General features: G+C 74.7%; 9 protein-coding genes. All 9 read left to right on the forward strand.

Annotation, left to right across the window (positions count from 1 at the left end; translation table 11 throughout):
* The first annotated feature begins 8 nt into the window (after window positions 1–8).
* The 9 genes from smc to ffh all read left to right on the forward strand — a co-directional run bounded on the left by smc (window position 9) and on the right by ffh (window position 13969).
* Window positions 9–3608, forward strand: coding sequence for a chromosome segregation protein SMC (gene smc / locus KPF47_RS27415; RefSeq protein ID WP_224391711.1), 3600 nt, complete (start codon window positions 9–11; stop codon window positions 3606–3608).
* A 112-nt stretch (window positions 3609–3720) separates the two neighbouring features.
* Window positions 3721–5316, forward strand: coding sequence for a signal recognition particle-docking protein FtsY (gene ftsY, locus KPF47_RS27420; protein WP_224391712.1), 1596 nt, complete (start codon window positions 3721–3723; stop codon window positions 5314–5316).
* A 222-nt stretch (window positions 5317–5538) separates the two neighbouring features.
* Window positions 5539–6867, forward strand: coding sequence for an ammonium transporter (locus tag KPF47_RS27425; protein WP_224391713.1), 1329 nt, complete (start codon window positions 5539–5541; stop codon window positions 6865–6867).
* A 3-nt stretch (window positions 6868–6870) separates the two neighbouring features.
* Window positions 6871–7209, forward strand: coding sequence for a P-II family nitrogen regulator (locus tag KPF47_RS27430; RefSeq protein WP_224391714.1), 339 nt, complete (start codon window positions 6871–6873; stop codon window positions 7207–7209).
* Between the two features lie 135 nt (window positions 7210–7344).
* Window positions 7345–9756: a [protein-PII] uridylyltransferase gene (locus KPF47_RS27435; RefSeq protein WP_224391715.1), complete on the forward strand. Its 2412-nt coding sequence runs from the start codon at window positions 7345–7347 to the stop codon at window positions 9754–9756.
* 99 nt (window positions 9757–9855) lie between these two features.
* On the forward strand, window positions 9856–11148 hold the full coding sequence (locus KPF47_RS27440; RefSeq protein WP_224391716.1) for an ammonium transporter: 1293 nt from the start codon (window positions 9856–9858) through the stop codon (window positions 11146–11148).
* On the forward strand, window positions 11145–11483 hold the full coding sequence (locus tag KPF47_RS27445) for a P-II family nitrogen regulator (RefSeq protein ID WP_224391717.1): 339 nt from the start codon (window positions 11145–11147) through the stop codon (window positions 11481–11483). Before KPF47_RS27440 ends, KPF47_RS27445 begins: the two co-directional genes overlap by 4 nt.
* A 217-nt stretch (window positions 11484–11700) precedes the next feature.
* The gene (locus tag KPF47_RS27450) at window positions 11701–12390 is read left to right on the forward strand and encodes an AAA family ATPase (RefSeq protein WP_255660514.1); all 690 of its coding nucleotides are present in this window, start codon (window positions 11701–11703) and stop codon (window positions 12388–12390) included.
* A 10-nt stretch (window positions 12391–12400) separates the two neighbouring features.
* Complete coding sequence (ffh, locus tag KPF47_RS27455) at window positions 12401–13969, forward strand: signal recognition particle protein (RefSeq protein ID WP_224391718.1); 1569 nt, start codon at window positions 12401–12403, stop codon at window positions 13967–13969.
* Window positions 13970–13974 lie beyond the last annotated feature (5 nt).

Raw genomic sequence — 13974 nt, forward strand, 5'->3', positions numbered from 1 at the left:
CCCCGCCCGTGCACCTGAAGACGCTGACGATGAAGGGCTTCAAGTCCTTCGCCTCGGCCACCACGCTGCGCCTGGAGCCCGGGATCACCTGCGTCGTCGGGCCGAACGGCTCGGGCAAGTCGAACGTCGTCGACGCGATCAGCTGGGTGCTCGGCGAGCAGGGGGCCAAGGCACTGCGCGGCGGCAAGATGGAGGACGTGATCTTCGCCGGGACGTCCGGCCGGGCGGCGCTGGGCCGCGCGGAGGTCACCCTCACGATCGACAACTCCGACGGAGCCCTGCCGAACGACTACTCCGAGGTCTCGGTGACCCGGCGGATGTTCCGCGACGGCGCCGGTGAGTACGAGATCAACGGTTCGCGCGCGCGGCTGCTGGACGTGCAGGAGCTGCTGAGCGACTCGGGCATCGGCCGCGAGATGCACGTCATCGTCGGGCAGGGCCAGCTCGACGGGGTGCTGCAGTCCAAGCCGGAGGACCGCCGCTCCTACATCGAGGAGGCCGCCGGGGTCCTCAAGCACCGCAAGCGCAAGGAGAAGGCGCTGCGCAAGCTCGACGCGATGCAGGCCAACCTCACCCGGCTCACCGACCTCACCGCCGAGCTGCGCCGCCAGCTGAAGCCGCTGGGACGGCAGGCCGAGATCGCGCGCCGCGCGCAGGCCGTGCAGACCGAGCTGCGCGACGCCCGGCTGCGCCTGGCCGCCGACGACTACGTGACGCTGTCCGAGGAGACCCACCGCGAGGAGGCCTCGCAGGAGCAGGCCCGGCGCCGCCGCGCCGAGGTCGAGGAGCAGCTCGACGTCGCCCGCGGGCGCCAGGGCGAGCTGGAGGCCGCACTCGCCGCGGACGCGCCGCGGCTGCAGGTCGCCCAGGACACCTGGTACCAGCTGTCCGCGCTGGCCGAGCGGCTGCGCGGCACCGTGCGCCTCGCCGAGGAACGCGTCCGCCACCTCACCTCCTCGGTCGAGTCCGGGCGCACCCCCGGCCGCGACCCGGACGAGACCGAGGCCGAGGCCGACGCGGTCGCCGAGCAGGAGGAGGAGCTGGTCGCCGCGGTCGCCGAGGCCCGCCGCCGGCTCGACGAGGTCGTCACCGAGAAGGCCGAGCGCGAGCGGACCCTCGCCGCCGCCGAGCGCGAGCACCTCGCGGCCGTGCGCGCCGTCGCCGACCGCCGCGCCGGGATCGCCACCCTCGCCGGGAAGGCCGACGCGCTGCGCTCCGGCGTCGCCGCGACCGCCGAGGAGATCGAGCGGTTGTCCGAGGCGCTGACCGAGGCGACCGCGCGCACCGGCGAGGCCGAGGCGGAGCTGGAGTCCGCGCGGGAGTCCCTCGGCGTCTCCGGCGACGAGGCCGACACCGAGGCGCTCGCCGCCCGGGTCGAGCAGGCCGAGGCGGCGCACCGCAGCGCCGCCGAACGGGTCGCCGAGCTGGTCGCCGCCGAGCGCGACGCCGAGCAGCGCCGGGCGCACTGGCGGGCCCGGGTCGACGCCCTGCAGGTCGGCCTGGTCCGCCGGGACGGCACCGGGGCCCTGCTGGCCTCCGGCGACGGCGGGGTACTGGGTGCCGTCGCCGAGCTCGTCGAGGTCGAGCCGTCCGGGCGTGCGGCGGTCGCCGCCGCGCTCGGGGAGGTCGCCGAGGGGGTCGCGGTGGACTCGGTCGGGTCCGCGGCACAGGCCCTGCGGTCGCTGCGCACCGGCGACGCGGGCCGGGCCGCCCTGCTCGTGGGCGCCGCCGGGAACGGATCCGGCTCGGAGCGGGTGCCGCTCCCGGTGCCCCACGACGCCCCGCCCGCCGGGCGGTGGGCCGCCGCGCTGGTCACCGCCCCGCCCGCGCTCGCGGGCGCGTTGGGGGAGCTGCTGGCCGGGGTGGTCGTCGTCGAGGACCTCGACGAGGCGGCCACCGCCGTCGGCGCCCGGCCCGGGCTGACCGCGGCGACGGCCGAGGGGGACCTGCTGACCGCGCACACCGCCCGCGGCGGCACCGGCGCCGGGGAGGGGGCGCTGCAGCTGCAGGCCGCCGTCGACGACGCGGTCACCGCCCGCGACGCCGTGGACGCCGAGCTGGAGTCGCTGCGCCCCACGACCGAGGGTGCCCGCGCCGAGGAGACCGCCCGCGGGGCCGACCTGACCGCGGCCCGGGCCGCGGTCGCCGACGCCGAGCGGCGCCGTTCGGCCGGGGCGGCCCAGCTCGGACGGCTGGAGCAGGTCGTCACCTCCGCCCGCGCCGAGGCCCAGCGGCTGCGCGAGCGTCGCGACACCGTGGAGCAGCGGCGCTCGGACTCGCTGATCGAGCTGGAGGCCGCCGAGCACCAGCTCTCGCTCGCCTCGGACGCCCCGGTCGACGACGAGCCCGACACCGAGCTGCGTGACGAGGCCGCCGAGCGCGTGGAGGAGGTCCGCTCCGAGGAGGTCGAGTGCCGTCTCGCGCTGCGCACCGCGGAGGAGCGCGCCCGCGCCATCGCCGGGCGTGCCGAGACCCTGCGCCGCCAGGCCCACGGCGAGCGGGTCGCCCGCTCCCGCGCCGCCGCCGCGGCCGCCGAACGGGAACGGGCCTCCGAGGTCGCCCGGCTCGTCGTCGACGCCGGGTACGTCGCCGCCGAGCGCATCGAGCGGTCCCTGGCCGCCGCGGCCGCCGAGCGCGACGAGGTCCAGGCCGCCCGCGCCGAGCGCGAACGCGCGCACACCGAGGCCCGCGACACCACCACGGCGCTGACCGCGCTGCTGGAGAAGCTGACCGACGCCGTGCACCTCGACGAGATGGTGCGCCAGCAGACCCGGATGCGCCTGGAGCAGCTGACCGAGAAGATCCTCGGCGACCACGGCATCGGCGTCGACGACCTCGTCGCCGAGTACGGGCCCGACGTCCCGGTCCCGCCCTCGGCCGCCGAGACCGCCGAGTACGAGGCCGCCCGCGAGCGCGGCGAGCAGGTCTCGGCGCCGCCGCCGGGCCCGTTCGACCGGCCCACCCAGGAACGCCGCCTCAAGCGGGCCGAGAAGGACCTGTCGCTGCTCGGCAAGGTCAACCCGCTCGCGCTGGAGGAGTTCGCGGCGCTGGAGGAGCGCTACAGGTTCCTGTCCACCCAGCTCGAGGACCTCAAGAACACCCGGCGCGACCTGCTCACCGTCGTCCGCGAGGTCGACGACAAGATCCTCGAGGTCTTCACCACCGCCTACCACGACGTCGCCGCCGAGTTCGAGACCGTGTTCGCGACGCTGTTCCCCGGCGGCGACGGCCGGCTGGTGCTGACCGACCCCGACGACATGCTCACCACCGGCATCGAGGTCGAGGCCCGCCCGCCGGGCAAGAAGGTCAAGCGGCTGTCCCTGCTGTCCGGCGGTGAGCGCTCGCTGACCGCGATGGCGCTGCTCGTCGCGATCTTCCGGGCCCGGCCCTCGCCGTTCTACGTCCTGGACGAGATCGAGGCCGCCCTGGACGACGTCAACCTGCGCCGGCTCATCTCGCTGATGGAGGAGCTGCGCACGACCAGCCAGCTCATCGTCATCACCCACCAGAAGCCGACGATGGAGGTCGCCGACGCCCTCTACGGCGTCTCCATGCGCGGCGACGGCATCACCCAGGTCATCTCCCAGCGGCTGCGTCCGGTCTCCTAGCCACAGGCGGCCGGGCTGGCCGGCGCGCGTCGCCCGGCCCGGGGGTACCGGTCGCGGAACGGCCCCCGACGCGACCGGCGGGAGCGCGAGCGGGCGTGGCAGGGTTGCACGGGTGACCACGCAGACCATCTGGATCGTCGTCGCGGTCGTCGTGGCCGTGCTGCTGATCGCCGTCGTCGCCGGGCTGGTGATCGCCCGCCGGCGGCGGATCAGCCTGCGCGAGGACGACCGGCAACGCGAGCTCGAGACCGACGGGACCGACAGGGAGCCGCCGAAGCGGGGCGGCAGCTACCAGGCCGGTGGCGGATTCGACTTCACCTCGGGCCCGGCCGGGACCCCGGAGCGGCCCCGCCCCGACGAGGGCGCCGCACCCGTTCCGGGCGCACCGGCCGGGGCGCCGCCGGCCGAGGAGGCGCCCACCGCCGACGAGGTCCGGACCCCACCCGGCGGTACGCCGGTCGTCGACGGCGCCACCGAGGCGCGTACCCCGCCCGGTGGCCTCCCGGTCAGCACCGCGCCGCCGGTCCCCTCGACGGCGCCGCCCAGCAGCGCCACCGTCCCGACCGAGCAGACGGGGACCGTCACCGGCACCCCCGGCGACGGCCGCGTCATCGACACCGCCGAGGCCAGCAAGGACCCGGCGACCCGCCAGCTGCGCCGCCCCGAGGCCGGCACCGGGGCCACGGCGCCCCCCGCGGCGGGGGCGACCACCGAACGTATCCCGGCACCCCCCGCGGCGGACGCGCCCACCGAGCAGGTCGCCCCCGGCGCCCCCACCGAGGAGATCGCTCCCGCCGAGGGACGGATCGGCCGCCTGCGCGGCAGGCTGTCCCGCTCGCGCTCCGGGCTCGGCCAGAGCCTGCTGGGGCTGCTCGGTGCCGGCGACCTCGACGAGGACTCCTGGGAGGACGTCGAGGCCACCCTGCTGCAGGCCGACCTGGGCCCCGAGACGACGGCCGAGATCGTCGGGAAGCTGCGCGAGCAGATCGCGACCCGTGGCGTGCGCACCCCCGATGCGGCCCGCGCCGCCCTGCGCGACGTGCTCGTGGAGGCCCTCGGTACCGGTCAGGACCGTTCCGTGCACGCGCTGCCGCACGACGGGCGCCCCGCGGTGCTGCTGGTCGTCGGCGTCAACGGCACCGGCAAGACCACCACCACCGGGAAGCTGGCCCGGGTGCTGGTCGCGGGCGGGCACCGGGTGACCCTGGGTGCGGCCGACACCTTCCGCGCCGCCGCCGCCGAGCAGCTCGTGACCTGGGGCGAGCGATCCGGGGCGGGTGTGGTCCGCGGGCCCGAGGGCGCCGACCCGGCCTCGGTCGCCTTCGACGCCGTCAAGCGGGGCACCGACGACGGGGTCGACGCGGTCCTGCTCGACACCGCGGGCCGGCTGCACACCAAGACCGGCCTGATGGACGAGCTCGGCAAGGTGAAGCGGGTCGTCGAGAAGCAGGCCCGGGTCGACGAGGTGCTGCTCGTCCTGGACGCCACCACCGGGCAGAACGGGCTGACCCAGGCCCGGGTGTTCGGCGAGGTCGTCGACGTCACCGGGGTGGTGCTCACCAAGCTCGACGGCACCGCCAAGGGCGGCATCGTGTTCCGCGTCCAGCGCGAGCTGGGGGTGCCGGTCAAGCTCGTCGGGCTCGGTGAGGGCCCGGACGACCTGGCCCCGTTCGAGCCCACCGCCTTCGTCGAGGCACTGCTCGACTGACGCCCGGGCGGGCCGCCGCCCGGCGGCGGCCCGCGCCGTGCGCCACATCACGAACCGGACCAATCGGATGACCTTCGGTTCCCCGGATCCGGTTCGGTAACGCAACCGTCATCTGTCCGGCCGCCCTGTTAACCGTCAGGAAACGGACAGGCGTCGAATGCGAAACACGGGCTCACCATTCTTCCTCCCCAGTCAGCCAGATGGACGGACACAGGAGGAACAGTGCCTGCAGAGGCCCTCAACGGCGGCGACACCGCCTGGATCTTGGCGAGCGCCGCGCTCGTACTGCTCATGACACCGGGGGTCGCGCTGTTCTACGGCGGCCAGGCCCGGTCCAAGAGCGTGCTCAACATGATGATGATGTGCTTCAGCTCGCTGGGCCTCGTCGGCGTGCTCTGGATCCTCTTCGGCTACTCGATGACCTTCGGCCCGGATCTGGGCGGCGGCCTGCTGGGCGACCCGTTCGCCTACTTCGGCCTCACCGCGATCCTGGCCAACGACCAGGCCGCGGAGTCGCTGCCGCAGCTGGCGTTCGTCAGCTTCCAGGCGATGTTCGCGATCCTGACCGTCGCGCTGATCGCCGGTGCCGCCGCGGACCGCATGAAGTTCGGCGCCTGGATGCTCTTCGCGGGCCTGTGGGCCACCCTGGTCTACTTCCCGATCGCGCACTGGGTGTTCGACCTGGAGCAGGGCTGGATCGCCACCTCGCTGGGCGCGCTGGACTTCGCGGGTGGTACCGCGGTCCACATCAACGCCGGTGTCGCCGCGCTCGTGCTCTGCATCGTCCTCGGCAAGCGCCGCGGCTGGCCGCGTGAGGCCATGCGTCCGCACAACCTGACCATGGTCATGCTCGGTGCGGGTCTGCTGTGGTTCGGCTGGTTCGGGTTCAACGCCGGTTCCTCCGGTGCCGCCGACTGGGCCGCCGCCTACGCCTTCACCAACACGATCGCCGCCACCGCGGCCGCCATCCTCGGCTGGCTGATCATCGAGAAGATCCGCTACGGCAAGGCCACCTCGCTCGGCGCCGCCTCCGGCATCGTCGCGGGTCTGGTCGCGATCACCCCGGCCTGTGCCTCGGTCTCGCCGCTGGGCGCGCTCGCCATCGGTGTCATCGCCGGTGCGCTGTCGGCCTACGCGGTCGGCTGGAAGTACAAGCTCGGCTACGACGACTCGTTCGACGTCGTCGGCGTCCACCTGGTCGCCGGCCTCTGGGGCACCCTGGCGATCGGCTTCTTCGCCACCGACATCGCCCCCGACGAGACCAACGGCCTGTTCTACGGCGGCGGCGTGAGCCAGCTCGGCATCCAGGCCGTCGCGGCGCTCGCCACGATCGTCTACTGCGCGGTCGTCACCACGATCATCGCCTTCATCGTCAAGTTCACCCTCGGCCTGCGTGTCGAGGACGAGGCCGAGCAGGCCGGCATCGACGAGGCCGAGCACGCCGAGACCGGCTACGAGTTCTCCGGCCTGCGCGGCGGCAGCGGCCTCGGCTCCTCGCCGAAGCCCGCCACCGAGGCGAAGGCCACCCCCGTCGCGAAGCAGGAGGCCTGATCCATGAAGCTCGTGACCGCCATCGTCAAGCCGTTCGTCCTGGAGGACGTCAAGGGCGCGCTGGAGCAGATCGGCGTCCTCGGCCTGACCATCAGCGAGGTCCAGGGCTACGGCCGCCAGAAGGGCCACACCGAGGTCTACCGGGGCGCGGAGTACTCGGTCGACTTCGTGCCGAAGGTCCGCGTCGAGGTCGTCGTCGACGACGCGCTGCTGGACAAGGTCGTCGACGCGGTCGTCGAGGCCGCCCGCACCGGCAAGATCGGTGACGGCAAGGTCTGGGTGACCCCGGTCGAGACCGTGGTCCGCGTCCGCACCGGGGAACGCGGCGCCGACGCCATCTGACCCGTGCACCACCGCCGACGGCCCGTCGTGCTCCCGACCGGAGCACGGCGGGCCGTCCGGCGTCCGCACCACAAACGGACAACAGGGCAGGTATCGGAGCTCACGAGGCTCCGGACCCGGAAGAACAGAAAGCGGGTGGCGCGGGGCGATGACGGTCCTCGGGTCGGGCGAAGCGCGGACCTGGTCAAGGCGAAATCGGTCCTCCTGGAATCCAACGGCCGGCACCACCACGGCCCGGAGGCGTTACGGGCCGCTCTGGTCGACCTGCACGACTTCTGGCTCTCCTCCCGGTGCACGGCACTCGGGATCGGCGGCGAGGGCGGCGGCACGGCACTGGCGGCCGTCGGCGCCCTCGGCCGGCGTGAGCTCTGCCCCTGGTCCGACCTGGACCTGGTGCTCCTGCACGACGGACGGACCGACGTCGACGGCCTCGCCGAGAAGCTCTGGTACCCGCTCTGGGACGCCGGGATCGGCCTGGACCACTCCGTGCGCACCCCCGGACAGGCCGTCCAGGTCGCGGCCACCGACCTGCGGGCGGCCCTCGGGCTGCTGGAGCTGCGGCACGTCGCCGGGGACGCGGCCCTGACCGGCAAGGTCCGCGACGCCGTCCGCGCGGCCTGGCGGGCCGGGATGCGCAGCCGGTTCGACGAGATCGTCGACACGACCACCGAGCGGTGGCGGCGCAACGGCGACGTCGCCCACCGCATCGAGCCGGACCTGAAGAACGGCCACGGCGGCCTGCGGGACGTCCAGCTGCTCGACGCCCTGGCCACCGCCCAGCTCGTCGACCGTCCGGGACCCGACGTCGCCGCCGCCCGCACCCTGCTCCTCGACGTGCGCACCGAGCTGCACCGGCTCTCCGGCCGGGCCCGTGACGTCCTGCGTGCCCAGGAGGCCGACGACATCGCCACGACCCTCGACGTCGGGGACCGGTTCGACCTCGCCCGCGCCCTGTCCGGGGCGGCGCGCGCGGTCGCCTTCGCGACCGAGGTCGGGCTGCGTCAGGCCCGCAACGCGCTGCCGCGTCGAGGACTCGCCGCGCTCCGCCGCCCGCCGGTGCGCCGGCCGCTGGACTCCGGTGTCGTCGAGCACGCCGGCGAGGTCGGGCTCGCCCGTGACGCCTCGGCGACGAAGGACCCCGCCCTGGTCCTGCGGGTCGCCGCCACCGCGGCCCGCACCGGGCTGCCGATCTCCGCGGGCACGCTGTCCCGGCTCGCCGACACCGCGCCCGAGCTGCGCGCCCCGTGGCCGCGGACCGCCCTGGCCGAGCTGCTCGCGCTGCTCGGGACGGGCAAGGCGGCCGTCGCCGTCGTCGAGTCGCTGGACCGCACCGGGCTGTGGGGCCGGCTGTTCCCCGAGTGGGGCGCGGTGCGCGACCTGCCGCCGCGGGACCGCACGCACGTCTGGACCGTCGACCGCCACCTCGTCGAGGTCTGCGCCGAGGCGGCCCGCCTCACCACCCGGGTGGCGCGGCCGGACCTGCTGCTGGTCGGCGCTCTGCTGCACGACATCGGCAAGGGCCGCGGGGGCGACCACTCGGTGGTGGGGGAGTCGCTGGTCCGGCAGATCGGCGAGCGGCTCGGCCTGCGCGAGGGGGACCTGGTGCTGCTCGCGGCGATGGTGCGCCACCACCTGCTGCTGCCGCACACCGCCACCCGCCGCGACCCGGACGACCCGGCGACGGTGTCGCGGGTGCTGGACACGCTGCGCGAGGCCGTCGCACCGGGCGGCCGGGGCGACGTCGACGTCGCGGTGCTCCTGGAGCTGCTCGACGCGCTGGCCGAGGCCGACTCGCTCGGCACCGGACCGGGGGTGTGGAGCCCGTGGCGGCGGACCCTCATCCAGGGCCTGGCCGGGCGGTGCCTGTCCGCGCTCGACGGCCGCCCGTTCGTCGAGCCCGGCCCGCCGGACCCGGCCCACCGGGAGATGGTCGACGCGGTCACGGCGGCGGGCGAGCCGCAGGTCCGCTTCGTCGGCGAGGACGGCGTCTCCACCGTCACCGTCGCGCTGCCCGACGGGCGCGGCGTGCTGTCGGCGGTCGCGGGGGTGCTGGCCCTGCACTCGTTGCAGGTGCACACCGCGGGGGTGACCGTGACCGACGGGGTCGCGGTCGAGACCTTCGCCGTCACCCCGCGGTTCGGCGGGCTGCCCGACCCGGCGCTGGTCCGCTCGGACCTGGTGCGGGTGCGAGCCGGGTCGCTGGACCTCGCCGAGGCGCTGGCCCGCAAGGAACGCGACTACGCACCGTCGACGCCGGAGGTGGAGCGCACCGCCCCGCCCCGGGTGCTGTGGTTCGACGACGAGGCCACCGGCGCGGTCGTGCTGGAGCTGCGCGGCACCGACCGGATCGGGCTGCTGCACCACGTCACCGCCGCGCTCGAACGGACCGGTGTCGACCTCGTCTGGGCCCGGGTCGAGACCCTGGGGTCCTCGGTCGTCGACTCGTTCGGCATCGGCGGTTCCCCGGACCGGGCCGCCCGCGCCGCGATCGAGTCCGCGGTCCTCACCGTGGCCGCCGGACGGGGGGAGGCCCGGGCGGGCACGTGAGGCAGGTCGTGTCGTCTTGCAACGGCGCCCATCCGGAGACGATCATGCTCGTCGCCGGTGCGGGCCCGCCCGGTGCAGTGTGCGACGAGGAGTGTCGACGTGGACACCGGGAACACCGCCTACCTGCTCGGCAGCGCCGCCCTGGTCATGCTCATGACCCCGGGGCTGGCGCTGTTCTACGGCGGCATGGTCCGCGCCAAGAGCGTGCTCAACATGATGATGATGAGCATCGTCTGTCTCGGCGTGATCGGGCTGGTCTGGGTCGTGTTCGGGTTCTCGCTGGCCTTCGGTGACTCGCACGGCGGGCTGATCGGCGGGTTCGAGCTGGCCGGGATCAGCGACCCGTCCCTGCTGGTCGGCGACGTGCCGGTGCAGGCGTTCGCGATGTTCCAGCTGATGTTCGCGGTGATCACCGGGGCCCTGGTGTCGGGTGCCGTCGCCGACCGGGCCCGGTTCCGGGCCTGGACACTGTTCGTGACCGTCTGGGTGGTCGTGGTCTACGTCCCGCTGGCGCACTGGACCTTCGCCGTCGACGGCGCGGTGTCCGCACGCGGTGGGTGGCTGGTGAACACGATCGGCACCCTGGACTTCGCCGGTGGCGCCGCGGTCGAGGTGAACTCCGGGGCGTCCGCGCTGGCGCTGGCCCTGGTGCTCGGCGCCCGCCGCGGCTGGCCGCGCGAGCCGATGCGCCCGCACAACCTGCCGCTGGTGCTGCTCGGCGCGGGGCTGCTGTGGTTCGGCTGGTTCGGGTTCAACGCCGGGTCCGCGCTCGCCGCCGGGGCCACCGCCGCGAACGCCTTCGTCACGACGATGACGGCCGCGTCCGCCGCGGTGGTCGCCTGGCTCGTCCTGGAGGACCGGCTCGACGGGCGCCCCACCAGCCTCGGGGCCGCCTCGGCCGCCGTCGCCGGGCTGGTCGCGATCACGCCGGCCTGCGGGTTCGTCGACACCTGGGGCGCGCTGGCGATCGGCGTGCTCGCCGGGCTGCTGTGCCAGCTGGCGATCCGGCTGAAGTACCGGTTCGGTTACGACGACTCGCTCGACGTGGTCGCGATCCACGGGATCGGTGGGGTGATCGGCATGCTGATGCTCGGTCTCGTCGCGACCGATGCGGTCAACCCGGCGGGCGCCGACGGCCTGCTGTACGGCGGCGGCCCCGCCCAGCTCGGCGGGCAGGCCCTCGCGGTGCTGGTCGCGGCGACGTGGGCGTTCGGGATGACGGCTCTGATCGCCTGGGGAGTCTCGCGGACGGTCGGCTTCCGCGCCACGCCCGACGACGAGCACGGCGGGATCGACGAGGCCGGGCACGCCGAGACCGCGTACGAGTTCAGCACGATGCGCACGGCGGGCCGCGGGCCGGCCGGGCGGACCACCGAGGAGGGGGACCGATGAAGCTGGTGACCGCGATCGTCAAGCCGTTCGTCCTGGGCGAGGTCAAGGACGCGCTCTCCGAGCTCGGGGTACTGGGGCTGACGACCTCGGAGGTCCAGGGCTTCGGACGCCAGAAGGGGCACACCGAGGTCTACCGGGGCGCGGAGTACTCGGTCGACTTCGTGCCGAAGGTGAAGGTGGAGGTCCTCGTCGACGACGAGCGGGCCGGCCGGGTCGTGCAGGCCGTCGTCGACGCCGCGCACACCGGCCGGATCGGCGACGGCAAGGTCTGGGGCGTCCCGGTGGAGACCGTGGTCCGCGTCCGCACCGGCGAGCGCGGCACCGACGCCCTGTAGCCCTGCGGCCGACCGGGTGATCATCACCGGCCCCGCCGCCCCGGCCCACCCGGCGCCCGCCCCACCCGCACCGGGGCGTTGATCAGCACGTTCGCGCCCCGCGCAGGGCGGGAACGTGCGTCCCGCGGCCCGGCGGGCCGGGCCGGGGACGGTCCGCGGCGGGCCGGACACACCGGGTGATCGGAACGATCCGGGCGACCGGACCGTTTCACCACACATGACCACCGCCCGTGCCGTGCCGACCGGCGCCGCCCCGCCGACCCGCGACACCGAGCCCCGCCCCGCCGTCCCCGACGGCACCGCCGCACCCGGCGCCTCGCCGCACGTCGGCCCGGACGACGGTGCCCCGTCCGGCGACGGTCCGGCCGCGCCGATCGTCGTCGTGCTGCCGGGGCGGTCGCTGCTGCTGGTCGCGGGCATCCCGGGGGCGGGCAAGTCGACCCTGCTCGCCGGGCTCGACGCGCCGGCGGGCACCCGGGTCCTCGACTCGGGGGCCGCCCGCGCCGTGCTCGCCCGCCTGCTCCCGGACGCGACGCCGTACCCGGCGTACCGGTGGCTGACCCACCTGACCCACCGCGCGTCGGTGGTCACGGTGGCCCTCGGCCCCGCGGACACCGTGGTGGTGCACCTTCCCGCGACCTCGCCGCGGATGCGGGCGGCGGTGCGTGCGCTGGCCGTGCTCGGCCGCCGCGCGCCGCACCTGCTGTGGCTCGACACCACCCCTGACCAGGCGCTCGAGGGCCAGCACGCCCGCGGACGAGTGGTGCGGGCGCGCCCGTTCGCGGCGCACGCGGCCCGCGCCCGCGCCACCGCCGAGGCCCTGGCCACGGGCGGCGAGACCGGGTGGACCTCGGTCCGGCGCACCGATCGTTCCGGTGCCCGTGGGGGGCTGGCGCTGGCCAAGTAGGCTGGTAAGGGTGTTCGACTCCCTCTCCGAGCGGCTCGGATCCACGCTGCGCGACCTGCGCGGCAAGGGCCGGCTCTCCGACGCCGACATCGACGCCACCGCGCGCGAGATCCGGATCGCGCTGCTGGAGGCGGACGTCGCCCTGCCGGTGGTGCGCGGGTTCATCACGCGCATCAAGGACCGGGCCAAGGGCGCGGAGGTCTCCCAGGCCCTGAACCCGGCCCAGCAGGTCGTCAAGATCGTGAACGAGGAACTCGTCGCGATCCTCGGCGGCGAGACGCGGCGGCTGCACCTGGCCAAGGAACCGCCGACCGTCATCATGCTGGCCGGACTGCAGGGTGCCGGTAAGACGACCCTGGCGGGCAAGCTCGCACGCTGGCTCAAGGGGCAGGGGCACACCCCGCTGCTCGTGGCCTGTGACCTGCAGCGGCCCAACGCGGTGAACCAGCTGCAGATCGTCGGCGATCGCGCCGGCGTCCCGACCTGGGCACCGCACCCCGGTGCCACCGGGTCCGGCGAGCTCCCCGAGGGGCCCGGCGACCCGGTCGGCGTCGCCCGCGACGGCATCGCCCACGCCCGGGACAAGCAGTACGACGTGGTCGTCGTCGACACCGCGGGACGCCTGGGCGTGGACGAGGAGCTGATGCGCCAGGCCTCCGACATCCGGGACGCGGTGCAGCCCGACGAGGTCCTGTTCGTCGTCGACGCGATGATCGGTCAGGACGCGGTGGCCACGGCCGAGGCGTTCCGCGACGGCGTCGGCTTCACCGGGGTCGTGCTCACCAAGCTCGACGGCGACGCCCGCGGTGGTGCGGCGCTGAGCGTCCGCGAGGTCACCGGGCAGCCGATCCTCTTCGCCTCCAACGGCGAGAAGCTCGAGGACTTCGACGTCTTCCACCCCGACCGGATGTCCTCCCGCATCCTCGGGATGGGCGACCTGCTCACCCTGATCGAGCAGGCCGAGCAGGTCTTCGACGCCGAGCAGGCCGCGGCCGCCGCCGCCAAGATCAGCTCCGGCGAGCTGTCCCTGGAGGACTTCCTCCAGCAGATGCTGCAGCTGCGCAAGATGGGGCCGATCGGCAACATCCTGAACATGCTCCCGGGGATGAACTCGGGGCAGGCGAAGGCCGCGCTCGAGCAGGTCGACGACCGCCAGATCGACCGCCTGCAGGCCATCATCCGCGGTATGACCCCCGCCGAGCGGGAGGACCCGAAGATCATCAACGCGTCGCGCAGGCAGCGCATCGCGAACGGGTCCGGCGTCTCCGTCTCCGACGTGAACGACCTGGTCAACCGCTTCTTCGAGGCCCGCAAGATGATGAAGCAGATGGCCGGGCAGTTCGGCTTCGGTGGGGGCGGGCGCAGCGCGACCAAGAAGGTCCCGAAGAACCCGCGCAAGGCCAGGCAGGCCAAGAAGGGCCGGCGCAGCGGCAACCCCGCGAACCGCGCCGCCTCCGGTGCGCCGGACCTGTCGAACCTGCCACCGGGCCTGCAGCAGCTCCCGCCGGGTCTGGGCAACCTCGACCAGCTCCCGCCCGGGTTCGACCCGTCGAAGCTGAACTTCGGGAAGAAGAAGTAGCCTCC

Origin of the sequence: Pseudonocardia sp. ICBG1293, from assembly GCF_020131355.1 — a bacterium.
Lineage (GTDB): Bacteria > Actinomycetota > Actinomycetes > Mycobacteriales > Pseudonocardiaceae > Pseudonocardia.

What these genes read in the sequence shown, in the direction of transcription:
- KPF47_RS27430 (WP_224391714.1), top strand. Translation starts at nt 6,871, where the DNA reads ATGAAGCTCGTGACCGCCATCGTCAAGCCGTTCGTCCTGGAGGACGTC.
- KPF47_RS27445 (WP_224391717.1), top strand. Translation starts at nt 11,145, where the DNA reads ATGAAGCTGGTGACCGCGATCGTCAAGCCGTTCGTCCTGGGCGAGGTC.
- KPF47_RS27450 (WP_255660514.1), top strand. Translation starts at nt 11,701, where the DNA reads ATGACCACCGCCCGTGCCGTGCCGACCGGCGCCGCCCCGCCGACCCGC.